Source organism: Solibacillus sp. (assembly GCF_040273735.1).
Classification (GTDB): domain Bacteria; phylum Bacillota; class Bacilli; order Bacillales_A; family Planococcaceae; genus Solibacillus.
Map to the genome: position 1 here is coordinate 113,179 of NZ_JBELZM010000012.1, position 22,341 is coordinate 135,519.

General features: G+C 37.5%; 30 protein-coding genes and 1 pseudogene. 5 read left to right on the plus strand and 26 right to left on the minus strand.

The annotated features are described in order from the left end of the window. Nucleotides 1–16 precede the first annotated feature (16 nt). Nucleotides 17–544: a DUF6773 family protein gene (locus ABS917_RS12910; protein WP_350479357.1), complete on the plus strand. Its 528-nt coding sequence runs from the start codon at nucleotides 17–19 to the stop codon at nucleotides 542–544. After that, nucleotides 541–744: a helix-turn-helix transcriptional regulator gene (locus tag ABS917_RS12915; RefSeq protein ID WP_350479358.1), complete on the plus strand. Its 204-nt coding sequence runs from the start codon at nucleotides 541–543 to the stop codon at nucleotides 742–744. Before ABS917_RS12910 ends, ABS917_RS12915 begins: the two co-directional genes overlap by 4 nt. Before the next feature lie 54 nt (nucleotides 745–798). On the opposite strand, the gene ABS917_RS12920 is transcribed toward ABS917_RS12915, so the two are convergent. The 7 genes and pseudogenes from ABS917_RS12920 to ABS917_RS12950 all read right to left on the minus strand — a co-directional run bounded on the left by ABS917_RS12920 (nucleotide 799) and on the right by ABS917_RS12950 (nucleotide 4,194). Continuing rightward, nucleotides 799–1,860, minus strand: a complete 1,062-nt coding sequence (locus ABS917_RS12920) for a PQQ-dependent sugar dehydrogenase (protein WP_350479359.1) — start codon at nucleotides 1,858–1,860, stop codon at nucleotides 799–801. Nucleotides 1,861–1,907: 47 nt separating this feature from the next. After that, nucleotides 1,908–2,334, minus strand: a pseudogene (locus tag ABS917_RS12925) (NUDIX hydrolase). Nucleotides 2,335–2,434: 100 nt separating this feature from the next. Continuing rightward, complete coding sequence (locus tag ABS917_RS12930; protein ID WP_350479360.1) at nucleotides 2,435–2,692, minus strand: YczI family protein; 258 nt, start codon at nucleotides 2,690–2,692, stop codon at nucleotides 2,435–2,437. A gap of 40 nt (nucleotides 2,693–2,732) precedes the next feature. Continuing rightward, nucleotides 2,733–3,272 carry a GNAT family N-acetyltransferase gene (locus ABS917_RS12935; protein ID WP_350479361.1) on the minus strand — a complete coding sequence of 180 codons (540 nt, stop codon included), beginning with the start codon at nucleotides 3,270–3,272 and terminating at the stop codon, nucleotides 2,733–2,735. Nucleotides 3,273–3,289: 17 nt separating this feature from the next. Further along, nucleotides 3,290–3,496 (minus strand): GNAT family N-acetyltransferase, encoded by a 207-nt coding sequence (locus tag ABS917_RS12940; protein WP_350479389.1) that lies wholly within the window; start codon nucleotides 3,494–3,496, stop codon nucleotides 3,290–3,292. Nucleotides 3,497–3,511: 15 nt separating this feature from the next. Next, nucleotides 3,512–3,739: a hypothetical protein gene (locus ABS917_RS12945; protein ID WP_350479362.1), complete on the minus strand. Its 228-nt coding sequence runs from the start codon at nucleotides 3,737–3,739 to the stop codon at nucleotides 3,512–3,514. Nucleotides 3,740–3,774: 35 nt separating this feature from the next. After that, nucleotides 3,775–4,194: an ABC transporter permease gene (locus ABS917_RS12950; RefSeq protein ID WP_350479363.1), complete on the minus strand. Its 420-nt coding sequence runs from the start codon at nucleotides 4,192–4,194 to the stop codon at nucleotides 3,775–3,777. 221 nt (nucleotides 4,195–4,415) lie between these two features. Here ABS917_RS12950 and ABS917_RS12955 point away from each other — a divergent pair, with 221 nt between their 5' ends. Further along, complete coding sequence (locus ABS917_RS12955) at nucleotides 4,416–4,784, plus strand: DUF2975 domain-containing protein (protein ID WP_350479364.1); 369 nt, start codon at nucleotides 4,416–4,418, stop codon at nucleotides 4,782–4,784. A gap of 45 nt (nucleotides 4,785–4,829) precedes the next feature. On the opposite strand, the gene ABS917_RS12960 is transcribed toward ABS917_RS12955, so the two are convergent. The 7 genes from ABS917_RS12960 to ABS917_RS12990 form a co-directional block, all read right to left on the minus strand. Next, nucleotides 4,830–5,651, minus strand: coding sequence for a methyl-accepting chemotaxis protein (locus ABS917_RS12960; protein WP_350479365.1), 822 nt, complete (start codon nucleotides 5,649–5,651; stop codon nucleotides 4,830–4,832). A gap of 136 nt (nucleotides 5,652–5,787) precedes the next feature. Continuing rightward, nucleotides 5,788–6,918: an S-layer homology domain-containing protein gene (locus ABS917_RS12965; RefSeq protein WP_350479366.1), complete on the minus strand. Its 1,131-nt coding sequence runs from the start codon at nucleotides 6,916–6,918 to the stop codon at nucleotides 5,788–5,790. A gap of 104 nt (nucleotides 6,919–7,022) precedes the next feature. After that, complete coding sequence (locus ABS917_RS12970; protein WP_350479367.1) at nucleotides 7,023–7,316, minus strand: DUF5316 domain-containing protein; 294 nt, start codon at nucleotides 7,314–7,316, stop codon at nucleotides 7,023–7,025. A gap of 70 nt (nucleotides 7,317–7,386) precedes the next feature. Then, nucleotides 7,387–7,755 (minus strand): M20/M25/M40 family metallo-hydrolase, encoded by a 369-nt coding sequence (locus ABS917_RS12975; RefSeq protein WP_350479368.1) that lies wholly within the window; start codon nucleotides 7,753–7,755, stop codon nucleotides 7,387–7,389. After that, nucleotides 7,733–8,917, minus strand: coding sequence for an amidohydrolase (locus ABS917_RS12980; RefSeq protein WP_350479369.1), 1,185 nt, complete (start codon nucleotides 8,915–8,917; stop codon nucleotides 7,733–7,735). The genes ABS917_RS12975 and ABS917_RS12980 overlap by 23 nt, the downstream gene beginning before the upstream one ends. Nucleotides 8,918–8,991: 74 nt before the next feature. Beyond that, nucleotides 8,992–10,371 carry an MFS transporter gene (locus tag ABS917_RS12985; RefSeq protein WP_350479370.1) on the minus strand — a complete coding sequence of 460 codons (1,380 nt, stop codon included), beginning with the start codon at nucleotides 10,369–10,371 and terminating at the stop codon, nucleotides 8,992–8,994. 181 nt (nucleotides 10,372–10,552) lie between these two features. Continuing rightward, nucleotides 10,553–11,413 carry a LysR family transcriptional regulator gene (locus tag ABS917_RS12990; protein WP_350479371.1) on the minus strand — a complete coding sequence of 287 codons (861 nt, stop codon included), beginning with the start codon at nucleotides 11,411–11,413 and terminating at the stop codon, nucleotides 10,553–10,555. 142 nt (nucleotides 11,414–11,555) lie between these two features. On the opposite strand from ABS917_RS12990, the gene ABS917_RS12995 reads away from it, so the two are divergent. After that, complete coding sequence (locus tag ABS917_RS12995; RefSeq protein ID WP_350479372.1) at nucleotides 11,556–12,524, plus strand: DMT family transporter; 969 nt, start codon at nucleotides 11,556–11,558, stop codon at nucleotides 12,522–12,524. A 378-nt stretch (nucleotides 12,525–12,902) separates the two neighbouring features. Here the strand turns inward: ABS917_RS12995 and psiE are convergent, their stop codons facing one another. Then, complete coding sequence (gene psiE / locus ABS917_RS13000; protein WP_350479373.1) at nucleotides 12,903–13,331, minus strand: phosphate-starvation-inducible protein PsiE; 429 nt, start codon at nucleotides 13,329–13,331, stop codon at nucleotides 12,903–12,905. A gap of 121 nt (nucleotides 13,332–13,452) precedes the next feature. Beyond that, complete coding sequence (locus tag ABS917_RS13005) at nucleotides 13,453–14,340, minus strand: LysR family transcriptional regulator (protein ID WP_350479374.1); 888 nt, start codon at nucleotides 14,338–14,340, stop codon at nucleotides 13,453–13,455. 98 nt (nucleotides 14,341–14,438) lie between these two features. Here ABS917_RS13005 and ABS917_RS13010 point away from each other — a divergent pair, with 98 nt between their 5' ends. Then, nucleotides 14,439–15,206, plus strand: coding sequence for a sulfite exporter TauE/SafE family protein (locus ABS917_RS13010; protein ID WP_350479375.1), 768 nt, complete (start codon nucleotides 14,439–14,441; stop codon nucleotides 15,204–15,206). Between the two features lie 242 nt (nucleotides 15,207–15,448). Here the strand turns inward: ABS917_RS13010 and ABS917_RS13015 are convergent, their stop codons facing one another. The 10 genes from ABS917_RS13015 to ABS917_RS13060 form a co-directional block, all read right to left on the minus strand. Continuing rightward, the gene (locus tag ABS917_RS13015) at nucleotides 15,449–16,666 is read right to left on the minus strand and encodes a glutathionylspermidine synthase family protein (protein ID WP_350479376.1); all 1,218 of its coding nucleotides are present in this window, start codon (nucleotides 16,664–16,666) and stop codon (nucleotides 15,449–15,451) included. Nucleotides 16,667–16,673: 7 nt separating this feature from the next. Further along, the gene (locus ABS917_RS13020; protein ID WP_350479377.1) at nucleotides 16,674–17,129 is read right to left on the minus strand and encodes an RNA helicase; all 456 of its coding nucleotides are present in this window, start codon (nucleotides 17,127–17,129) and stop codon (nucleotides 16,674–16,676) included. Between the two features lie 17 nt (nucleotides 17,130–17,146). Beyond that, the gene (locus tag ABS917_RS13025; RefSeq protein WP_350479378.1) at nucleotides 17,147–17,545 is read right to left on the minus strand and encodes a DUF350 domain-containing protein; all 399 of its coding nucleotides are present in this window, start codon (nucleotides 17,543–17,545) and stop codon (nucleotides 17,147–17,149) included. Between the two features lie 16 nt (nucleotides 17,546–17,561). Beyond that, nucleotides 17,562–17,894: an aminotransferase yhxA gene (locus tag ABS917_RS13030; protein ID WP_350479379.1), complete on the minus strand. Its 333-nt coding sequence runs from the start codon at nucleotides 17,892–17,894 to the stop codon at nucleotides 17,562–17,564. Nucleotides 17,895–18,271: 377 nt separating this feature from the next. Next, on the minus strand, nucleotides 18,272–18,985 hold the full coding sequence (locus tag ABS917_RS13035; RefSeq protein WP_350479380.1) for a class I SAM-dependent methyltransferase: 714 nt from the start codon (nucleotides 18,983–18,985) through the stop codon (nucleotides 18,272–18,274). Continuing rightward, complete coding sequence (locus ABS917_RS13040) at nucleotides 18,982–19,191, minus strand: ATPase (RefSeq protein ID WP_350479381.1); 210 nt, start codon at nucleotides 19,189–19,191, stop codon at nucleotides 18,982–18,984. Before ABS917_RS13040 ends, ABS917_RS13035 begins: the two co-directional genes overlap by 4 nt. Nucleotides 19,192–19,232: 41 nt before the next feature. Continuing rightward, complete coding sequence (locus ABS917_RS13045; RefSeq protein ID WP_350479382.1) at nucleotides 19,233–20,141, minus strand: aminoglycoside phosphotransferase family protein; 909 nt, start codon at nucleotides 20,139–20,141, stop codon at nucleotides 19,233–19,235. Between the two features lie 92 nt (nucleotides 20,142–20,233). Beyond that, nucleotides 20,234–20,941 (minus strand): ZIP family metal transporter, encoded by a 708-nt coding sequence (locus ABS917_RS13050; protein ID WP_350479383.1) that lies wholly within the window; start codon nucleotides 20,939–20,941, stop codon nucleotides 20,234–20,236. Nucleotides 20,942–21,056: 115 nt separating this feature from the next. Continuing rightward, a complete protein-coding gene (locus ABS917_RS13055; protein ID WP_350479384.1) occupies nucleotides 21,057–21,734 on the minus strand; it encodes an ABC transporter ATP-binding protein in 678 nt (225 codons plus the stop codon). Next, the coding region (locus tag ABS917_RS13060) for an ABC transporter permease (RefSeq protein ID WP_350479385.1) at nucleotides 21,735–22,341 on the minus strand (607 nt) is incomplete at its 5' end.

Below are 22,341 nucleotides of genomic sequence, written 5' to 3' on the forward strand. Positions count from 1 at the left end.
ATTTGGAGGGGATAAGATGGGGTTTTGGAACAAAAAAGTGGTGGATGAGCGTGTGTACAATATGCAAAATAAAATTTACCGGGAAATCTATATACTTACAATGATCATTGTTATCGTTTCGATCGGGGTTAAATTTTACCGTTCCGGAGTAAGTATGGAGTCTGTTGCTACAGAGTTGGTCATTTTAATAGGCGCCAGTTTATACTATGGTTTCCGTTCATCACAACTCGGGGTATTTTCGGATGAGGTTGAACTTCATGATGCCAACAGTAAGTTTTCATATAGCACAAAACAGCTGATCATCGGTATAGGCTTGGGTCTGACGATTGCACTTTTCATGGGGATTAACAGTGCTTACCAATATGCCGACAGTTCTTCTCAGGCAATTGAATATTTCTTTTTAGTATTTATTGTTTCGCTCATAATTTACGTTCCATTTTATTTACTGCTTTTATTTGCTGCCTATAAAAGCGCCTTGAATAAAAGCCAAAAAGTGAACAGCAAAATGCTTGAAGATGATGATGATGCGGGGCGAAACCGATGAAAAATATTCGCTTAAAAATGGCTCGAATTGAACATGATCTATCGCAGGACGAACTTGCAAAGAAAGTTGGGGTTACACGTCAAACAATCGGACTCATCGAGCTTGGCAAGTATAATCCGACATTAAGTGTCTGTATCGCAATATGCAGATCATTAAACAAGACATTGGATGAACTATTCTGGGATGAACAATCCGAATAACGGCAACGACAAAAAAGGGGTGCAAAAGTTAATTCACTTTTACACTCCCTTCTCCTATAATTCAAGCTTGTACAGCTGATCATCCTTTTCTCCTCGTGTACCGCGCCCATCCGTATTATTCGTTATCCAGTACAATGCATTCTCTTCAATCCATACATCGCGGATTCTCCCCATATTATTGACGATTTCCTTTACCTCTTTTGACTCAAAATCAAATTCATGCACTGCTGTTCCCCGTAGTGCCGCAACATACAGCTTGTTATCGTAGAATGCCATACCTGAAGGGGCCCATGTATTTTCACTACCTGATGTAAATAAAGGTGATATGAATCCTTCCTGCTTTTCTTCCCCTTCTATTAAAGGCCAGCCATAATTTTGCCCTGGTTCAATTTTATTAATTTCATCATTTGCACTTTGCCCATGCTCACTTGCATACATTGTCCCGTCCGGTGACCAAGTAATACCTTGCGGGTTTCGGTGTCCGTAACTATACACATATGAATTTGAAAAAGGATTGTCGTCCGGAATGCTCCCGTCCAAATTCATGCGCAATATTTTTCCGCCGAGTGTAGACAAATCCTGTGCAGTTTGCGGATTCGATGCATCACCTGCTGTCGCATAAAGCTTTTGATCTGATCCGATTTTTACACGTCCACCGTGATGATATGTACCACTAGGGATTTCATCGAGAATTACGCGTTTCTCCAGCCAGCTATTATTTTCAAGTAAAAGCAATACAATCCGGTTAAACTGGTCGCTCCCATTTTCGTACGTATAATAAGCGTATGCCTCATTTGACAGTTCAAAATCCGGTGCTAATACAAAGCCAAGCAGCCCCGCCTCTGAAGCAGTGGAAAGAGTTTTTTCAAGTTTTACTTCCTGCCTTGTCACTTCTCCTTCCACAACTTTTACAATATGCCCTGTTCGCTCTGATATGTATATAGTGTCCCCTAGTTTGTTAATTGCCCACGGTGCATCTAAATTAGCCGCGATCGATTCGTATTGCCCCATCGTTTGCGAACTTTTACTTCCAATGGATACAGGGTGGTTTTCATTTGTAGAACATCCTGTTAAACATAGCAGGGAAATACCCAATCCAAAGAATAACTGCTTCATAGAAAAACCTCCCTTTTGCGAACCATATCGTTTAAAGTTTCCCCCATTTAAAAATCTATAAAAAACGGGTGTTTCGTTGCATCCAAACAATATTCTATTCTCTGTCGAAAGTTTCCGGCTGTCACCATTTCAAGAGCCTCTTCAATCGGAAAATACCCAACTTCCAAACTTTCCGGAGAAGTTCCCCCCGATTGGTTTCGCTAAGAATAGCGTATTGCAAATACATTTCTCTACATTTTGAAAAATACCGCAGAATTTGAGTATCTCCACATCTATTCCCGATTCTTCTTTTGTTTCCCTAATCGCTGCAGCCGTCAAAGATTCGCCTTCTTCTACTTGACCGCCCGGCATTTCCCATCCTCGTTTAGGTCCTTTAATAAGCAGTATCTCATTTTTACTGTTCAGTACAATCGTTGCTGCAGACACAATATGTTTCGGGGTTGTATTTATTTGCTGAATTTGTTCCAATCTCATCAGTCCTTTTAAAAGTATCTATACCGCTTAATTTGAAAGATTCTATAGAAGAAATTTAAAACCCTGCCATTAAGGAAATCTTTCTTTAATCCTGCATTTCCTAGTTAACAAACAACGATACAAACGCAACACCAAATATAATTACTGATACAACAAAAAAAAGAATTCCTGACTGTTTATTTTGAGTCCGTCTGTATTCTCTAAATCCTATTATCCCAAACATCGCACTCATAAAGATAAACATAAGCGGCTGCAGGTGGAAGCGATCTGTAACCAAACTATAAATACAAATCAATGCAGCCAAAAATGCTAAAGTTAGTTGAAAGACAACAAGTATATCAACTTTCATTTGCTTCATTTATAACCCCCACCTCAATAAATGATATGAATTAAATAAGTTATTCCTTAAAGTATTCCTCCGCTAAAATAGCTAAGTAGTCCATATCTTCATACAAATCGTCTTTTAAAAATTCCTGCCTGTGCCGTCCTTCCCAAACCATGCCGGACTTCTCCATTACTTTTCTTGAAGCGATATTTCTAACCATGCAGCGGCTGTAAATTCTATTTAACTGATGTTCCTGGAATCCGTAATCAATTATTTTTTTGCAAGCTTCTGTTGCGTAGCCTTTCCCCCACTCCGAGACATCGATAAAATAGCCCACCTCTGCATTTCGGTGGTTTTTTGAAACCGTAACGAGCCCGCAATTACCGATATAGCGGCTGTTTTCTTTTAAAAACACACCAAACTCATAAGCTGTCCCTTGCTCAAAGCTTTTTTGCAAATAGGAAATCCACCGATCGACAACTTCGCGTGGATACGGATGCGGAATCATGACCATTGTATCCGCAATCTCCCTATGCTTTACTACTTCAAAAATAGCATCTGCAAATTCAACTTCATATGGCTTTAATATGAGTCTATCCGTTTCTAAAATCATTTCTTCATCCCCCTAAGTTATTTAATGAAATATTCCATGTAAATATCATTTTCCTTGAAACCGATATTTTTGTATAACGGTTTTCCCATCGGTGAAGAAATTAAAAATATGTGATGTACATTTCTTCCTTTTGCTTCTGCCAATAGTCGCTCAACCAGGTGTTTGGCAAGCCCCCGACCTCTGCTTTCCGGCGTTGTGTACATATTTAAAATATACCCGCGAATGCCTGTAGGATTGAGTTAACTAGGAGGAAAAGAAATAAACTGAATGCCCCCTGTAGCGATTGCACTTTTCTCTTCCTCAATGATCCATTGAACAAATTGGGCAGCGTTCAATCGCTTCTCAAAAAAATCCCTCAACTGTTCATCAATATTGGAAGATACCGTTTGCCCTTCCTCCACTAATAATCGCTTACGTAAATCTATTAATAATTCCATATCATCTGTAGTAGCCATTCGATATTCCATTCAAATCCACCTTCCTAATTTTATTGAGAGCTCTTTTATTTCCTATCTATAATGACGAGCTTTTTCGTCTTCAACTTTTCTGAAACAGCATAAATAAGTGTAATTATAAACGCTGTAATACATGGATAACCTACCATCACAACAATGTTTGTATGTTCGGCTAAACTGAATTCCCCCCACTCAAGCCATAGACGCCAGCCCATTCCGAGAGCACTGAATATTAACGAAATGAAAAAAACCAGTACCGTTTTGTGGACATAGACCCCCACAAAGACATTTGCAACAACAATATAGATAAGAAAAACTATAAATGAAGAGCCTAAATCAAATCCCTTTAAATTTGGAATAACATAAGTAAAGGATATACCCGTAAAAAACAGAATCGTAATGACATTAAAAACAAGAAAATATTTTCTATTCTTTTCTATTTTTTTATAATTATCTGTACCGAACATTCCATTCACCTCTTTTACTTATTGTAACAATTAATGGATTATATAGGAGCAGTAAATCATTATTCGCATTCGGAAACTTTCCGAATTTTCCAACGTCTGTTTTCCATATATCCGAATGGAGGGGGATTAACATCCAGAAACTAAACTTAATATTTTTAAGAACGTTTATTATTTTAACTGGTGTACTTGTATTATCACTATGTCTATTTATTTTACCAAGTGTGGCTCAGGAAACTGCGCATTTAAATCCGGAAGTCGCCTACCTGCAATATCCGATTTTGTTGGGTATGTATGCGACCGCAATTCCATTTTTCTATGCGCTTTATGAAACATTGAAGATGATTACTATTATTGAGCGGGAATCTGTTTTTTCCAGTCGTCTTGAACAAGGATTAAACTATATTAAATATTGCGCCTATATCATTCTCGTCTTGTACATTTCGGGCTTCTTCCTGCTCGATTATACAAATGCACTGCCTCCATTAGTTGCAGTGATCGGTATAGTTATTATTTTAATTACGGTTCTCGTTGCTGCAGGAGCCGCATTTTTAAAACATGCACTTATAAAAATCCGATTGAATGTGAATTAAAAACAACCACTCCGATCATCTTTCGGAGTGGTTGTTCGATTTCTATTATTTTATTTCGCTAATATCCAATAGCTTTTCTGCCGTGCCATTCACACTTCCATATGCATCATTCAGTTCATGCATACTTGTAGCAAACTGTTCTGTAAATGCTGCGATTTGGCTTGTCGTTCCATTAACTTCTTCAATAGAAGTGCTAATTTTATTAAGCTGCGCAGCAATTTTTTCTGCGCTTTCTTTGCTGTTCTGCGCCATTTTTTGAATTTCCTTTGCTACAACCGCAAAGCCTCTTCCATGCTCGCCAGAACGAGCAGCTTCAATCGATGCATTTAATCCTAAAATCTGTGATTTTGATGCAATTCCTTTTACAAGGTCCACCATTTGGTTAATTTCACCGATATCGGCTGTCATCATTTCTGTTGATGCAACAAGTCCATCCAAACGACTCGATACGTCCATGCTCGCCGAAGTTAACTCTTCATTCGTTGCAGTCATTTCCTCTACCGCACTCGATAACTCTGTCGCTAATTGACGCATGGAATCCATTTTTTCATTTGAAATAATGGCACTTACTACTCCGATTAGATCTTTCCCGTCAAAAATTGGCTGAGCTGATGAAATATAAGCAAAACCAAATCTTTCCGGACCTTTTTCCTCTCTTAAATAGCGCTTTGTCGTCAATGCACGCTCTGTAACAGTGCCGCGGAAATCCGTCATTCTCAACCCTACGTTAATTTTTAAATCTATGTACTTTCCTGGTAAGTATCCGACAACCTCTTCATTGCTCGCTACAATGATACACGCATCTTCCGGAAAAGTTGCCTGATATAACTCCATTGTATCTACTACTGCTTGTAATTTTGTATGCATGCCCATCACCCCTTTAAATGTATTATATAATAGATAATAATATCTTAATATCGCAATCTTCCGAAATGTACTTGAATAATCTCTGCTAAATGCTCCTATAAAAAAATCCCCTTCTCTATAAAAGAAGGGGGAATTATTATTGTTCTTCCATCGCGGCAGCTGCAGTCAGCATATTATCATAGTCTTCTTCATCATAGACCAGATTATAGATTTTCCACAGGCCGTCTTCTGTTTTCTTTAAGTAAGCCGTTCCGGATAAGTCTAATGTCATTTCCAGATTAAAGTTGATTTCCGGGTCAGTCATCTTAATATGAACTTTCAAATCATCAATTTTTACTGCGGCAAAACGTTTATTCAGTGAAATTACCTTACTTGAATACTCGCCGATTTTTTGTGATGAACTCGAACCAGTTGAAAAATCTGCATCCTCCAATAGCAATTGGCTATCAAGTGAATAAGCTAAATAGTAGCCTGTTGTTGTTTCACGATAGAGCGCATCCATATCCTCTACGTTTTCCGTATCTGAAGAAAACTCAAATTCTTTGTCAATATAGCGATTCACTGTTGCAATGATTGAAGCTTCATCCTCTGCTTCACCACTCTCTAAATGCAACGCACGGTCAATCATCAGTACTGCATGGGAACGTTTTGCATAATCATTCGGTTTAAATGTTTCTCCGTAGCCATTTACAATACCGGCACCTGCTGTTTTCACAATCGCCTCATAAGAATAGCTATTCGGATTTACATCGATAAACATTTTTCCTGTTTTCGTAAAATCAACTGTCCCATTAAATGCACGATAAATCATCGCTGCCATTTGAGCACGTGTAATTTTATCGTTCGGTTTAAATGTACCGTCTTCTTTCCCGGTAATAATGCCTTTACTGCTGGCAATTTGAACAAAATTATAATACCATGCAGAAGATTTTACATCAGAGAACTCTTTTTTAATATCGCCGTTTGTCAAGTTCATTGCGTTCACTAAAATCTTTGTAAACTGTGCACGCGTAATACTATTTTCGGGCTTTAAAAGAATTGAAGTATATTCGTATACTTCACCATCTTCTTCATAAACTGTTGGTTCTTCATATCCGTCGATAATATTTGCATATAAGAAACGTTCCAACTGCTCATATGCGCCATGTTCATAACTTACATCATCCATGTAATACTGATCGATCGTTTTTTCTGCTGCCGACGCTGGCGTTACAGTAATAAAACAAACTGTAAAAATTAATAAAAATACTAATTGAAATACCTTCAATCTAGTTAACCCCACTTCTCCAAAATCTATAATACCTTAACATATTACTTAATCAGAATATATATGAATACAAGTATTTTTTGGTAATGTTTTTTAGAAATAAATTAATTTCCTAAATAGTAGTAAAATATGAATGCAACAGCAAAGTTAGGAACTGCCATTGTAAGGGAATACCATGCAATCTTATTTCTTTGAACCCAGCTTTCTTTCGTCTCCATTGCCATGTTTGCCCGCATCCGGTCACCATTTACGAACGCTCCGGAAAAGATGCATGCCACAATTAAAAAGATAAAACCAATTCCGCTCGTAATATTGGAAATCATATGAACATCCCAAATAATAATAGCAAATAAAATACCGATTAAAGATAAACCTGTACCAATTAGAAAATATTTCATATTCATTCCTCCCTTACCTATATACATTATTAGTTTGGAAAAGGTTTCATAATAGACAAGTATATTAAAACTACTTTGTTAGGCATCCTCTGGAACTAAATAATAATGTACGATACTTAAATAAAAATCCCTTCGCAGAATTTTTCATTGCCTGTTCATCGATATTAAATTTTGGATGATGTTGAAATTGAGTATTGGAGTCTTCTGTAGCTGAACCAGTATAAAAATATATTCCCGGAACTTGTTGCAAATAATAGGAAAAATCTTCACTTGCCATAATAGGAGGTATTTCAATTACGCTTAAATGATCGATATTATTCAACAAGTCTCTATATACATTTGTTACATGAGGTGTTCGTATAAGTATTTGTCCATGAAAAAAGAGCTTCGGCAATAATCCGAAACTCTTTTTATCTTTATTCTTCATAATAGCCGGCAACAACATGTCCCACTGCTTTTGCTGCTACTAAAAGAGCATCCTCATCAATATCAAATTTCGGGTGATGATTGTAGAAAGGTTTTTCTACTCCTTTAGGTGTACAGCCAATATAGAAGAAACAAGACGGGAATTTTTCCGCATAATAAGCAAAGTCTTCAGATGGCGACATTGGCGGTACTTCCTTTACCTCTTTAATGTCCGGATCATTCGCAGCTATTAAATAACCTGCTACTTTCGCTGTAAGTTCCGGATCGTTATATAATGGTGGGTAGTCGTTTTCATACGTCAACTCACAAGTAACATCGAATTGTTCTTCCAGACCTCTTACTAACCTTTTTACTTCCACTTCAATCTTTTCTTTCGTTTCTATCGTCATATAGCGAATATCGCCTTCAAGTTCGACACTATCTTTAATCACATTAAATGTCCCTTTACCATCGAAAGAGCCGATAGTAATAACACCGATATCAAACGGACTTAAGCGACGGCTTATAATTGTTTGCACAGCAGTGACAAAGTGTGCGCCGGCAACAATTGCATCATTTGCCAAGTGCGGTGAGGAGCCATGTCCGCCCCGTCCTTGAATTTTCAGTTTCAAGTATGCACGGCCATTGAAGGCAAAACCTGAATTATAACCGACAAACCCTACAGGTCCCATAGGTAGCAAGTGAATTCCAAAAACATTATCTAAATCATCGAGAAGCCCTGATTCTACAATACTTTTCGCACCGCCTGGCGGAACTTCTTCTGCATGTTGGTGAATAATTTTAATTGTACCTGCAATCTCATCTTTCAACTCGATTAAACAGTCCGCCAATACAAGTAAATAGGCAGTATGTCCGTCATGGCCACATGCGTGCATGACCCCTTCATTTACGGATTTGAACGGAACATCAGCTTCTTCGGTGATCGGCAATGCATCGAAGTCTGCGCGAAGCCCAATATTTTTGCCAGGCTTTCCACCTTTAATCGTAACGATAATACCGTAGCCGTTCCCTACGTTTGAATGAACCTCAACATCTTTTCCTTTATAAAAATCGAGAATGTACTGTGCGGTTTTTTCCTCTTGGAACGATATTTCAGGATGCTGGTGTAAATGTCTCCGAATTTGAATTATTTCATTTTTACGAACTTCGAGCATCTCCATTAGTTTTTGTCTCATGATTACCACTCCTAAGCGTCTATTTTAAAGGAAATAATGCAAGCGCCTTGTACTCGACGCTTACATTATTAAAACTACTCGACTGATTTGCCTGCATTTTTTGGGACTAAGAATATTACTGACAAGATGGAAAGAACACCGAATATAACATTAATGATAATCCCTGTTGTTGCGCCAAATTCCAGATTGCCGTTTGCAGCTGCCGCGCCGTATGCCGTCATTGAAATGGCAACACCGAACGCACTCCCTAAAGAACTCGCCATTTTATATACACCTGCAGCTTCTCCTACTTTATCAGAAGGTGCATTGGATACCGATGTATCTGTCGAAGGTGTTGCATAAATCCCTAAACCAAGACCGAATAAGGCAAATCCTACGAACACTGCAATTGTATACGCTAAATCCGGTAGGAAGGTTAATCCCATTAACGCGACACCAACTGTAGTAATTACTCCACCCCAAATCATTGGTTTTTTCGCACCGACACGTTGAAGTATCTTTTCGCCTACACGAATCATCGCCAGTACTGTTACTAAATAGCCGAGTGAAAGTAAACCGGATTGGAAAGCATTAAATCCGCGACCAACTTGTACGTAAGTATTCGCCACTACTAATGTTCCCGCAATTGCATTAAGTAAAAAGTTCGATATTGTTGCACCTGTATAGGCTTTATTTTTAAATACTGCAAAGTCGATTAGTACAACTTCTTTTTTCATCTCTACCCGAATGAATATAATTAAACCAATTACTGCTACTGCCAATAAAAGCAACGAAATACCGCTTGTCCACCCAAAGTCTGCACCATATGTGATAAAGATATTTAATGCAACCATTGTAACAATAAAGATTCCTAAACCAACATAGTCAAATCGGAATTTCCCTGATGATTCCTGCTTACTTTCAGGTGTATCTTTCAGCAAAAACAAGCCAACTAAAGCAAAAACAATCGAGAAGATGAAAATCCATCTCCATCCTAGTGAAGTCGCAATTGCACCGCCTGCAAATGATGCAACACCAGAACCTCCCCAAGAACCAATTGACCAGTAGCTCAGTGCTCTTTGACGGTCCGGACCATCAAAATATGCTTTAATTAAAGCTATTGTGGATGGCATAATGAATGCCGCCGAAAGACCAATAATGATTCGGCCGATAATTAATAAAACTGCACCTTGTGCCAATACTAAACAGAGCGAACCAAGAATGCTTAACCAGTAACCTATAACCGCAATTTTTTTACGTCCAATTTTGTCAGCAAGACCACCTGCTGCTACGATGAACATCCCTGAGAATAAAGCCGATAAACTAATGGCAATATTAATCGTACCAAGCGAAATACCTAAATCTTCTTGAACAGCTGGTACAACGTTTACCATTGCTTGAGCAAATAACCAGAATGTAATAACACCGAATACAATTCCGATGATCATTTTATTCGTACCTTTGTAGGTGTTCATGATAAATCCTCCTATATTTTTTAAACATAACTATAATGTTTTCAAATCTCTTTAATTCATACTTCCACCAGTAAAAGAATTGCTCAAAACAAAAAAACAATCGCTGCGATAAATACACAACAATTGTTAAATTTTTAATATCTTATTTACCATCAGATAATCCCATTCTCATACTCCATGTTTAGATTAACTGTCTATTATGTTGAATTGTTTCAATAAATTTTTCGATAGTTGTCGTTAAGTACGCATCTGCCCTGCGTATAAAGACTGTTTTAACTTTGCTGTATTCACTTGGCAATTGATGACAAGCGATCTCTCCGCTTTTTTCTAGGTGAGCTACTGCCGACCTTGGGACAAATGATACGCCGAGCCCCATCGCGACACTGCGTATAATAGTTTCCAATGTTCCGAACTCCATCACTTTTTCAGGCATTGCACCTTCTTGCTCATACCATTTTTCCAGACGTGCACGGTAACCGCAGCCTTTTTTAAAACATAGGAAGGGTTCATCTTTCAATCCCTCCAATGTGTTCTTACGAGATTCGGTAATCAGGACAAGTTCCTCATTAAATACATCGTACGCTTCAAGATCAGGATGAACATTTGAAGCCGTAATAAATGCCCCATCCAATTTATAATTTAATACTTTTTCTTCTAACTTTTCCGTAACTCCTGTTATTAGTGACAAATCTACATTTTCATAGCTTTTAATATAGGAAGACAAAATGTTCGGTAAATGATAAACCGTTTCCACTGTACCGATTTCCAGTTTGCCGATTGGTTCCTCTTTATTAAGGACAGCGCGTTTCATTTCATCCGTCAGCAATAATATTTTCTCACTATAGGCTAATAATTTTTTTCCTTCGGGTGTTAAAATCATTCCACGACGATGTCTATTAAACAATGGTGTATTTAACTCTGCCTCAAGCTTTTGAATTCTCGATGTAATATTCGATTGTACGTAATTCAAATCTTTTGCAACTTCCGTAACAGTGCCTTTCTCCGCAACGAGCTGGAATATTTCCAAGTCTTTAAACTCCATTTTTTTTCACCATCTTTCTATATAACCTTCTATTATGGTATCAAAAAATGTGATATTAACAATGTTTTTTATTCATTTTACGAGATACCATTTCAATTGTAAGATGATGTAGACATTAATTGAATGAGAGAGGTAAATACGATTGAAAAATAGTGTTTTAATAGGTTCTATTCTTTGTTTTATAGCTGCAGTATCATGGGGGGCAATGTTTCCGGTAGCACATGATGCGTTTAAACATATAGATCCATTTTACTTTACAATTTTCAGATACGGCGCTGTGACGATCATTTTGATTGTGCTGCTATTATGGAAAGAAGGAAAGAGCGCTTTCCGTTTAGAAGGGAAAGGCCTTCAGCTTTGGTTTTTCGGTACTATGGCCTTTACAATATATAATTTGCTTATTTTCTGGGGCGAGGATTTGCTTGGGCAGTCCGGTGTTATGACGGCCTCTATTATGGAATCACTGATGCCGATGATTTCAATTGTAATCTCGTGGATGATTTTTAAGCACCGTCCATCCCTTTTTACTTTACTCTGTGTAATGCTATCATTTGTCGGGGCTGTATTAGTAATTACAAAAGGCGATCTTCAGGCATTTTTAGGCACGACTGGTCAGTTTATCCCGTCACTGTTAATTTTTATTGCTGTCGTTGGCTGGGTTATTTATACAATGGGTGCCAATGAATTTAGTCATTGGTCTGCTTTGCGCTATTCTACCTTGAGCTGTTTACTTGGAACGGTAACCGCAATACTCGTTACTTTAGCTGCAACAATGTTCGGTGCTGTACCGATGCCGGCTGTAAATGATGTAGTCGCAGTAGGTCCCCACTTGCTGTTTATGATTATTTTCCCGGGTGTTATTGCTTTATTGGGCTGGAACGTTGGCGTTAGCTACTTATCCCCTTTAAATGCATTACTGTTCATCAATTTCGTTCCTGTTACAACACTGTTCATATCCATTGTTCAGGGGAATGCGGTAACGGTATTTGATATTGTTGGAACAGTGTTGATTATTATTGCACTTTTATCTAACAATATGTATTTAAGAATGCGTGACAAGAAAAGGACCAATCATTCAGTGCGTTCTACGTGGAGTGAAGGGGTTTCTTAAATACAACCATTTATAAGCCTAATACCAATAAGCGTATCTATCATATAAGATAGATGCGCTTATTTAAATTTCACTACTTTATAGTTCATTGTGTTATTTTCCTTATAATGTTATCTTTTTATGAAATCCCAAATAATACAACTGTAAAATATTTAGCTTCCTATAGAGATGTACGATATTTAAATGCTGTGACTATGGCAATGATAATTTATAAAGATGGAGACATTTTGTTCGAAGATATTAACGTGAAAATTTCTGTTTCAAAAGATGAGAACGGAAAGTGGCAGTTGGTCGTTGAGAAGATTAATTAACAGGAGTTAAGTTATATCGGGTAGATGGCTAATCTTATTAATTAGCCTTTTTTGATAAGTCGAAGCCCTAGGTTTTTCTGTCCGGCCTCTCTCTCGGTGTAATATTGATAATATAGTAACTAATAATTAAAATCAGAATTACCCCTGCAAAAATGAGTGTATCTATTGCGGAGTCATGTTCGACAATAATGAGTCGGAGCATTGCCGTAATTCCGATATACATAAAATAACGAAGCGGGAAATGGTAATCCTCTTTAAAGTACTTCACAATCATCGTGATAAACTCGAAATACAGGAAGAATACTAAAATTTTTGCCAGAAAGTATTTGTATTCATGCTTTTCCCCGTTAAATATGAACTTTAAAAGCTCGACCATTTCGATGATGAGCATGACGCAAAGAGCCAATGCCAGTACGGTTAAACCTATGTTCAAAATCACTTGCAGTACTTTCGGAATGATTACTTTATAAGGCTTAGGATTGGATAAAAACTTCATTTACACACACCTCCAGACGTTATATTCTCAGATTATTCCATCGTTGGAAGTGTGTCAATTTTGTAAGCGATTACTATTTTTAAAAATTTTTCTGCTTAAGTTTTGATACAAAAAAAGCAATTTAAACTTCTAAATTGCTTAAGTTCCTTTTCAAATATTGAATAAACGGATGTTCCATCTTGTCCACTTTTCTTGTACAACTGAATAGGCTCTGGCTGATTTCCACCTGATCTACAAAGACGCGTGCAATGCTGCCTTGCGATAATTTTTCCTTTACACTGCATGCTGGTGCAATAGCCATTCCATACCCCGCTTCAACAACTTTAATCGATTCCAGTACACCTTCTATTTGTAAGCCAAACCTCGGTAACTCGCAATTATGCGTATAAAAAATAGCCTCCATCAAGTCCAGCGTTGAACTGCCCCGCTCCCTATATATAAAATCATGTTCACTTAGTTCAAAAATTGATACTACTTTGTTTGCTAAAGGATGCGTTGGATGGACAACAAACCAAAACGGGATGTCCATTATTTTTTCAAAGTTTAAATCTTCATGACCTATATTGCTTTGCACAACGAAACCAAAATCGACTTTATAATCGAGAACAAGACGCTCAACAGATTGTACATTTCCTAATGATACATACATATCTATATTCGGATTTTCGGATTTATAGCCTGCAATGATTGGCGGTAAAATATAATTCGTTGAAATATAGGACGAAGCAATTTTTATGTTCTCTTTCTTTTCCAAGAAGTTCTTAAACTTTTCATCAATCTGTTCTTCCAGATGAAATAATCGTAACCCTTGTTCATAAAGAAATTCACCTTCATATGTGAGCTGAATTCCTCTACCTTTTCCTTCTATAAGTTTAACTCCGATTTCTCTTTCAAGTTTGCGTATTTGCACAGTAACAGCAGGCTGACTGATATGAAGAAACTTCGCTGCTTCAGTTATACTGCCCAGCTTTGCAACATTTGTGAAAATTCGTAGCGTATGTAAATTCAATTTCCCACCCACTCATAACTAATATTTATGAATATACAAAATATATATATTTGTTTTATGAGTAGTATAGCAGTATTTTGTGAAGAGGGGGGATTTGTTTGGAGAACTTATTTATAGAGTGGCTATCAGTAGATGGGCTCATTTTATTCGCAATCGGCCTACTTGCTTCCATTGTAGGGGTCATGTTTGGAGCTGCAGGATTCGTATTGCTTCCTTCCTTATTATTAGTCGGCATTCCAATTCATGCGACTGTCGCAATTAATAAATTTGCAACAGGCATATCATCATTTTCGACCGTCATTGTTTTGACTAGGAAAAAAAGAGTATCATTGAAAAAAATGGTTCCTTTTATGCTCATTGCTGCAATTGGCGGTATAAGCGGGGCGTTTTTAGCAACAAGATTAGCTGAACATACGATGAATATTGTTGCGTGTACTGTGTTGATTGTGATGTTCTTTTTTGTTATTAAAAGTAAGAAGAAGGAAGTTGTAAATGAACAGCCGGACATTGAAAAGAAATCTAATTTAATCGCGCCTTTTTTTATTAGTATTTATGATGGCGGGCTAGGAACAGGGTCTGCACTGCTAAACATTACATATTTTCTGAAAAAACAAGTCGGCTATGTAATGGCCGCAGAAATGACTCGTTTCTTAATGTTTGCAAGCTGTACGACTGCTTTTTTATTTTACTTATTTTATGGCATTGTTAATTGGGGAGTGGCCGTTCCGGTAGCTGTAGGATCGATCGTCGGCTCACATATCGGTCTGAAAATCATTCCTTATTTAAAAGGGAAATGGGTAGAGATTCTGCTACCAATTATATTTTCCCTTTTAATTGTCCAAGTTATATCGGATTTACTATTTTAATATTGTTGCTGGGACAAACTTAAGTTGCATCTGTCCCAGCCATATTTATTTACTGGCCTTTTTCTTATGGAAACAACACGCCATTGATAAATAACATAATCATTAAAAGTATCGATAGATTAAATGTTAATTTGGAAATTTCCGTATTTAAAATATGGGCTGTCACGTTATTCAATAAAATAACCGCACATATTAGAAATGATAAATTAGCAATAGACTGATTGCTCAAGTTCTATGCACCTCTAATCTCTTTTCGTTCCGATCGGTAAATAATACGATAAATTATTTGTAATCATCCCGCCAACACGCAACCCCATTGCTGCCGGTTTTCCGCTTATTAAAAAACTGCCGACCAATAATTCCCCTGTTTGTACTCCTTTTTCGCTTTGGAATGTTGTTTTCGGTTGCTCGATAAATTGCTGGTAGACTTTTGGATAGTGATTATACGATTTTTGGACATCCTCTTTTATAAGCTGTCCGTCTTCAGAATAAATTTCCACCGTATCTCCCTCACGGCCAAATACCGGTTTCTTCACATAGCGCAGCCCTTTTTCGATGAATGGGGTGTCTTCCAAATACGTCGGTAAAAAGTATTCTTCAATCCATTCATGCTCTTCGGAAGTGAAAAATGCATTTTTTTCTTCATGCAAGCCCCAGATAATGGCCTGTACTGCTTTGTTTTGCAGTAAAAATGCAGAAGGCGGGTTGAGTATCGTCAGCAAATTCAGCTCTACCAGTTCTATTAACCACAATCCTATTCTATTCTGCGCATCATCTTCGTCCTGAATTAAATTTTCAATCGGAAATGTCGGACGATACAGTAAGTCGATTCGCTTTCCGTCTTCATCAAACAATCCCACACCTTTTTGTATGTGTAACTGATGTAAAGGCGTAAACTTCGCTCCGGGAACAAATTGCATTATGTAAAGCGTAGTAAGATAATCTTCTATATTATCATCATGTGCGGTAAAAACAATATGTGCATCAGGAGAAAATATACTTTGGGCAACACTTTTTCGTACATTGCTTCTTAACAGCTCTTCCATTTCGGCATTCGGATTTTTCATGCCGAATTCTTTGCAAACTTGTTCGTTTATAACAAACAATTCCTTAATGAAGGTAGGTGTATCAGAATTCATTTCAATACATTTATAACCGTCATTATGTGCAATAAAATCAAAACGAGCAATTATACTTTCGGCTTCCAGTGTTTTCAGGCGTAGTAAAGGAAGTGTTTCTTCCGGATACCCCATTTCAAGCAGTGCTTCATCCGGAATATTGCGTAATAAATGGGCTGTCTTAAAATAGATTTTTCCGGCACATTCCGTAGCTATACGGACTTTTTCGACCTCTCCATCTGTTACTTCATAAAGATCAAAGAGGGCGTACTCCTCGTCATATAAATCTGCCCAAAATTGGTCGATCTTCGCATAAAAATGGCTGCGCTCGCTGTTCGTCATGTATTGCTCAGCTCACTTTCATCTCGGTTACGTAAATTACATAAACACCACGATCTTCGTCAATCTCTGTAGATGTAACGAGCATTTGCCCAATGGACGGTATATCCACCACATCTTTCAATAAGTAGCGGATCACTTCAAAATGAGTAGCACAGGGAATACGCGATAACAGACGATAATTTTCACGTTCGTTTGGGCTTCTAAACTCTATATGTATGCCCCTCTCCCGAAAGCTTTTCTCATCCTCACCGGATAAATTGCGACCCATCTCCTTTAAAACCAGAACTTCCGTATCTTCTTCCATTTCATTCGATACGAGCTCATACTGTGTACCGCGCATAATAAAATAGGTGCAAAGTTGTCTTGCATAAAACTCATCGAGTCCTACATTTGTTTCCGTGTACTCATAAAACGGCTCATAATGGTCGTTTCCCTTATCTACATAGTAAATTAAACGCTTCACAGTTCCCCCTCCTTAAATTAATAAGATATACATTTTGCTACAATCCAACCAACCGCAATTGATAACGACAATAAAATTGTTCCGACTGCACGATTATCTTCTTCAATCGCCTTTTGAATACTGAATCGGATTGTTATAACTTCTGCCAGGAAAAATACGATTACTTGTGCTACAATTCCAATCGATCCCCATATCGCCATATCCACTAAAGAAATCGAATACTCGGCAGCTGCACCTAATACAATTGCAAGTCCGACTACTTTACCACCTAATAACATTGCGGCCGATACATTCCTTTGTGCAATTAATTGAAATTCTTTAATCTTTGGTGTACTGAGCGCAAACAGTACCATTCCGATAATTAACAAACCTAAAGACACACCAAGATATGATAAAAAATTTAAATACCCGTTCATGTTATTTTTGTCTCCCCTATCCTCCGAAACTTTTCGTGCCACTGCCAAAACCTGAACTAGATTTTGCGGCCTTAAAGCTATCGCTGTTTTTATAATTTATGTAGCTGCTGTCACTGCTTAGTGCCGATTTATTATTGAAATATCTTCCCCCATAATAATAAGCGCCGTAATGTCCCGAACGGCTTTCGTCGCATCGCCACACACCTTCTTCTTCCGACCAGTCCCAATCTCTGCAGCTTTGGTCTGTAGGCTTTGGCGGTAAACTGCTATTTGAAGTACCGCAGCCGGCCAAACTTAATGTAAGCGCTGTTGCTGAAACGCCGGCCATTAATTTCTTCGTCTTCTCCATCTGTCTTAGCCTCCATTTCCTTTCTTCTTAATCGTACGTTTCAATAGTAAGAAAAGATTCTAGAAATTTAAATTTTGGTACTTCAGTGGAATAAAAAAATCCTGTACAAGAAAACAGGATTCTTACTTATTTGCACTTGTGTTTTATTTATTCAGAAACAAAAGTAAGTAGCTCCCCGCACAACCATACAATGCGATTTGCGTAACCAAGTAAATTCCGCGTTCAGTTGAGGTTAGCTTTTTTTCTTTCTCCATTTTTCTAAAATGCCAATAAAAATATATACCACATATGAGGAGGATTGCTCCCGAAATCTGAAAGGCATTTTCCAATAAGTTAACCAAAAACCCCCTCCTATTCTTTAACAGCTGGTATTCAACTCATTTCACACAATGAAATATAAACGACTTTGCCTGATTAGTAGCTGGCTGTAACTTGAAATCCTCATATGTGTTCACTGTCGCAAAGCCCGCTTTTTTCAGTGAGTACAAAATTTCTTCCAGGCTACGGAATATTAGCTGGACCTTTGCTTCGTGTGTAATACCCGTATTAACATTTCTGATTTTTTCATAAAAGGTAAAAACATTGCGATCTAACCCCTTATATTCATCCCAGTACAGCAAAGGGTCACCAGTATGAACATCTTGGAGTTCATCTGCTTTCTCATCTTTTTGCCATTCTTCCCATGCTTTTGCTTGAGGGTTCCGTGCATCAAAAATAAAGTGTCCGCCAGGCTTTAAAGCTGTGAATACATCCTGCAGTACATTTTTCCAGCTCTCTTCCGAAATAAAAACCTGTGCTACATTAGCTGTCATTATTACTGCATCATATGAGTTAATTGTTAAGTCCTGACTATCGCCGATTATCCATGAAACCGACTGCGCATTATCTTTGCTTTGAGCTCGAAGAACGGCTTCTTCATTTGGATCGATTCCAGTCACTTCATAACCGGCCTTCGCCAATTCTATAGTCACCCGTCCAGTACCACATCCTAGGTCGGCAACTTTTTTAGCTTTTGTTAATTGTATCAACTCCATGAAGAATTCATCTTCTTTCCCCCATGTATGAAGCTGATCGTAGTAATAGGCAATCATTTAATTTCCCCTGCCTTCCTTTTGAGCATTCGTTCAGTTATTATTCCGACTGCTGCACCTACAAATATTGGCAGTAAAGCAATCTCCGTATATGAGAGTGAAATTTTAAATATCAGAAAATCTATGTTAGCTACATAACCGATAAAATATAAAACAGCCATTGTTGCAAACGAGGCAAGTAATGGAATCCAAAATTCTCTTCCCATTATTTCATCTCCGTTCTATCCTATTTAGTGTCCTCTAACTTTTAATCAACCAAATTTAATTCTCCCTTATACCAGGTCGGAACAGGATTATTCATACCGTCAAACCATTCCAAAACGTTTTTTGCCTGATTTTTCATTATGTTTAAATCATGATCACTGTAATTTGCAGCCCAAGGAATGGATGACAGCATATTACTGCTAATATAAAAAGCAAGTAGAGAGAAAAATTCCATCGGCGGTGTTCCATTAAAATAACCGTTAAGCTGCCCTGTAGCAAAGTACGGACTAATATCGGCACTCCACACTATCCGATTAAACTCTTCCCACGGGTCTCCATAGTCACTGCGGTTAAAATCAATTACATACAGCTCTTTCTGTGGGGATATAACCATATTTCCAACATGGTAATCGCCATGGTGAAAACTTTGCTCTCTTCCTTCAAGGAGCTGTCTGTTCTCTTCGATGTACCGAATGATTTTATCGTCCCCCGGAATTTTTACATCACAATCCTGGTACAGTTTGATTTTACTGTCTGCTTTACGATTAAACCTTGTTCCCCAGTCTTCCTGCTCTGCTGGTGCAGGAATGCTGTGAATTTGCTTCAGTATCTGCCCTGATTTCACCCCTAGTGAATACTGATCGGCTTCTGTCAGGTTAGGCAGTATCTGCTCCACGTCCTCTCCGTCACACCATAAGAAAATCGTATAGACACTTTTGCCATTGTCACAAATCCCAAAATCGACAGGCCGTGACAAAGGCAAGCTCCTTTCAGCTAAACAATTTATGATTTCATATTCACCTTTCTTTTTATCATATTCCGCGATATCGCATATGCGAAGCAACAGCCTCTCATTTGTAACTGTTTCGATATAGTACTTTTTATCGTCCGACCACCCTTTATGGATCGCTTCAATTTTCTTGAATGTATCGTAGTTTTTTATATCGACCATAGATTTCCTCCATTTGTTAGTAATTGCTTTTAGTAGTTTAACATATATATGTACATAATTTTCCAAATTCATTAAAATCGATGTTCTAAATTTTAAAGTAAATGCAGATAATATCCGATTAATCCAAATCCGATAAATGTACCGCATAAAATTTTGAAGACTGAAGATTTATGAAGTGCCGGATATAAGATTTCTGATACGGTAACTATAAAAATCATCCCCATAGCGAAACTCATGAAGATAGTATTAAGTAACGGATGAACAAGAAAACTACCGATAAAAACCCCCAAAGCTACTGGAATCGATACGAGAAGTGAAATTATTAAAACAGTAAATATATTTAATCCAGCCAAAATTAAAGGAATAAACAAAATTATTCCCTCGGGAATACTATGAAATAAAAGTGTTTGAAGTATGGCCTTTGTAAAATCGGGTTCATCATTGGCACCTAACGTTATTCCAACCGGTAAATTGTGAACCGCAAAACTAAGCATTAATAATATGCCAGTTCGAATATATATTTTCTTTTTAGCGTGAATTTCTTTATCTTGTTTAAAGTGCACACTACTATGTAGCACTTTGAATAGCATCATCCCTAGAATAAATCCAACAATTGTACTTAACCAGCCGCCTGATTCTACAGCTTCCGGGAGTATTTCAAAACTGATTAAACCTAGAATTACCCCTGTACAAAGCGCATAAATAATATATGCCTTTTGGTTGATTCCTTTAAAAAGCCAAGCGAGCATGCCTCCAATGAATATGCCTGTTGAAGTCCATAAAAAACCTAGTAGCCACATCGATATCACCTTTCACTGAGTATAATTAGTCGTATGGTTAATGAGGATGATTTATGAAAATAAAAAACCGTATTTAAAGTATAAATTTACTTTAAATACGGTAAATATAATTTGTTTATCCTTCCAGAGTTAACAGTCCGTCTTCCATACGGTAAACTTTGTCGCAAAACTCCAGCATACGTTCATCGTGGGTTACCATAATCGCTGCTTTGCTGCGTTCTTTAACTTCTTTTCGGATTTGCTTTACGACTTCAAATGCACGCTTAGAATCTAAACTCGCTGTTGGTTCATCGGCTAAAATGATATTTGAATTATTTACAAATGCACGAGCAATCGCAACACGCTGACGTTCCCCGCCAGATAGCTCATTGGGGAATTTTTGGAATTTATCACCTAATCCTAATTCCGTTAATAATGTTTTCGCAAATTTTGTATCCTCTGATGTTACTTTGCCTTTCATTTTACGGATTAGCAGCAACTGATCTAACACCGTTAAATATGGAATTAAGTTTGATGTTTGTAAAATGAATCCAACATCTGTTAAGCGAAAAGCCGATAAATCTTTTTCCTTCATCTTGCCGATATCTGTACCGTTAACAAGTACTTCGCCTGTCGATGGCTGAAGTAATGCCCCCGCAATCGATAAAAGCGTACTTTTCCCTGAACCTGATGGACCTATAATAGCGATGAACTCACCAGGGTTTACTGTAAGGGATACATCTTTAAGTGCATCCACTATAGAGTTCCCTTCTTTAAATGATTTTGTTACATTTTTCAGTACTAAACCTGTCATTTATTCCACTCTCCCAATCGCTGTTAAAGGATCAATTTTTGTCACTTGGCGGGCAGAAATAACAGAACCTAAAACAGATACAATTAATAACACAATCGCATATAAAATAACCATTTTAAAGTCTAAGTTAAACGGCATTCCCGCTGGAAAAACAAATGCAGTCAAGTACGTTAATACAATACCAGCAATAATGCTAATTAGTGATAACACAAATACTTGTGAAATAATTGATCTTTTAATAAAGCTATCTGATGCACCAATTGCTTTCATGACACCGAACTGCTGTGTTTTTTGCAAAATGAATACATAGAAGAATACCGCAATAATAACTGCTGAAATGATGAATAAGAAGGCAAGCATCATATAGATTGTTCCGCTTTCTTCTTTATAACCTGGCATCCCCATTACAGCTTCTGATTTTGTAAATGTTTCGATTTCATCAAAGCTGTTTTCGATTTTTTCATCGTCAATGTCTGTACCTTGTAACGCAATCATTGCTACTGGACTTTCTAAACCATTATCTGATCCTGGTGCTGCAAATGCATAGCTTTGCCAAACGTCTAAGTTTACAAATACACTTGGTAAATGGTTGAACGTTTCCCCTTTT

Bases quoted from the DNA above. Each gene is read 5' to 3' on its own strand.
- psiE (WP_350479373.1), bottom strand. From the start codon at position 13,331: ATGAAGTTTTTATCCAATCCTAAGCCTTATAAAGTAATCATTCCGAAA.
- ABS917_RS13055 (WP_350479384.1), bottom strand. From the start codon at position 21,734: ATGACAGGTTTAGTACTGAAAAATGTAACAAAATCATTTAAAGAAGGG.
- ABS917_RS13045 (WP_350479382.1), bottom strand. From the start codon at position 20,141: ATGGTCGATATAAAAAACTACGATACATTCAAGAAAATTGAAGCGATC.
- ABS917_RS13040 (WP_350479381.1), bottom strand. From the start codon at position 19,191: ATGGGAAGAGAATTTTGGATTCCATTACTTGCCTCGTTTGCAACAATG.
- ABS917_RS12970 (WP_350479367.1), bottom strand. From the start codon at position 7,316: ATGAAATATTTTCTAATTGGTACAGGTTTATCTTTAATCGGTATTTTA.
- ABS917_RS12960 (WP_350479365.1), bottom strand. From the start codon at position 5,651: ATGCATACAAAATTACAAGCAGTAGTAGATACAATGGAGTTATATCAG.
- ABS917_RS13050 (WP_350479383.1), bottom strand. From the start codon at position 20,941: ATGTGGCTACTAGGTTTTTTATGGACTTCAACAGGCATATTCATTGGA.
- ABS917_RS12920 (WP_350479359.1), bottom strand. From the start codon at position 1,860: ATGAAGCAGTTATTCTTTGGATTGGGTATTTCCCTGCTATGTTTAACA.
- ABS917_RS12950 (WP_350479363.1), bottom strand. From the start codon at position 4,194: ATGTTCGGTACAGATAATTATAAAAAAATAGAAAAGAATAGAAAATAT.
- ABS917_RS12980 (WP_350479369.1), bottom strand. From the start codon at position 8,917: ATGAGACAAAAACTAATGGAGATGCTCGAAGTTCGTAAAAATGAAATA.
- ABS917_RS13015 (WP_350479376.1), bottom strand. From the start codon at position 16,666: ATGACGAACAGCGAGCGCAGCCATTTTTATGCGAAGATCGACCAATTT.
- ABS917_RS13025 (WP_350479378.1), bottom strand. From the start codon at position 17,545: ATGAACGGGTATTTAAATTTTTTATCATATCTTGGTGTGTCTTTAGGT.
- ABS917_RS12930 (WP_350479360.1), bottom strand. From the start codon at position 2,692: ATGAAGCAAATGAAAGTTGATATACTTGTTGTCTTTCAACTAACTTTA.
- ABS917_RS13030 (WP_350479379.1), bottom strand. From the start codon at position 17,894: ATGGAGAAGACGAAGAAATTAATGGCCGGCGTTTCAGCAACAGCGCTT.
- ABS917_RS13035 (WP_350479380.1), bottom strand. From the start codon at position 18,985: ATGATTGCCTATTACTACGATCAGCTTCATACATGGGGGAAAGAAGAT.
- ABS917_RS12915 (WP_350479358.1), top strand. From the start codon at position 541: ATGAAAAATATTCGCTTAAAAATGGCTCGAATTGAACATGATCTATCG.
- ABS917_RS12910 (WP_350479357.1), top strand. From the start codon at position 17: ATGGGGTTTTGGAACAAAAAAGTGGTGGATGAGCGTGTGTACAATATG.
- ABS917_RS12985 (WP_350479370.1), bottom strand. From the start codon at position 10,371: ATGAACACCTACAAAGGTACGAATAAAATGATCATCGGAATTGTATTC.
- ABS917_RS12935 (WP_350479361.1), bottom strand. From the start codon at position 3,272: ATGATTTTAGAAACGGATAGACTCATATTAAAGCCATATGAAGTTGAA.
- ABS917_RS12990 (WP_350479371.1), bottom strand. From the start codon at position 11,413: ATGGAGTTTAAAGACTTGGAAATATTCCAGCTCGTTGCGGAGAAAGGC.
- ABS917_RS12945 (WP_350479362.1), bottom strand. From the start codon at position 3,739: ATGGAATATCGAATGGCTACTACAGATGATATGGAATTATTAATAGAT.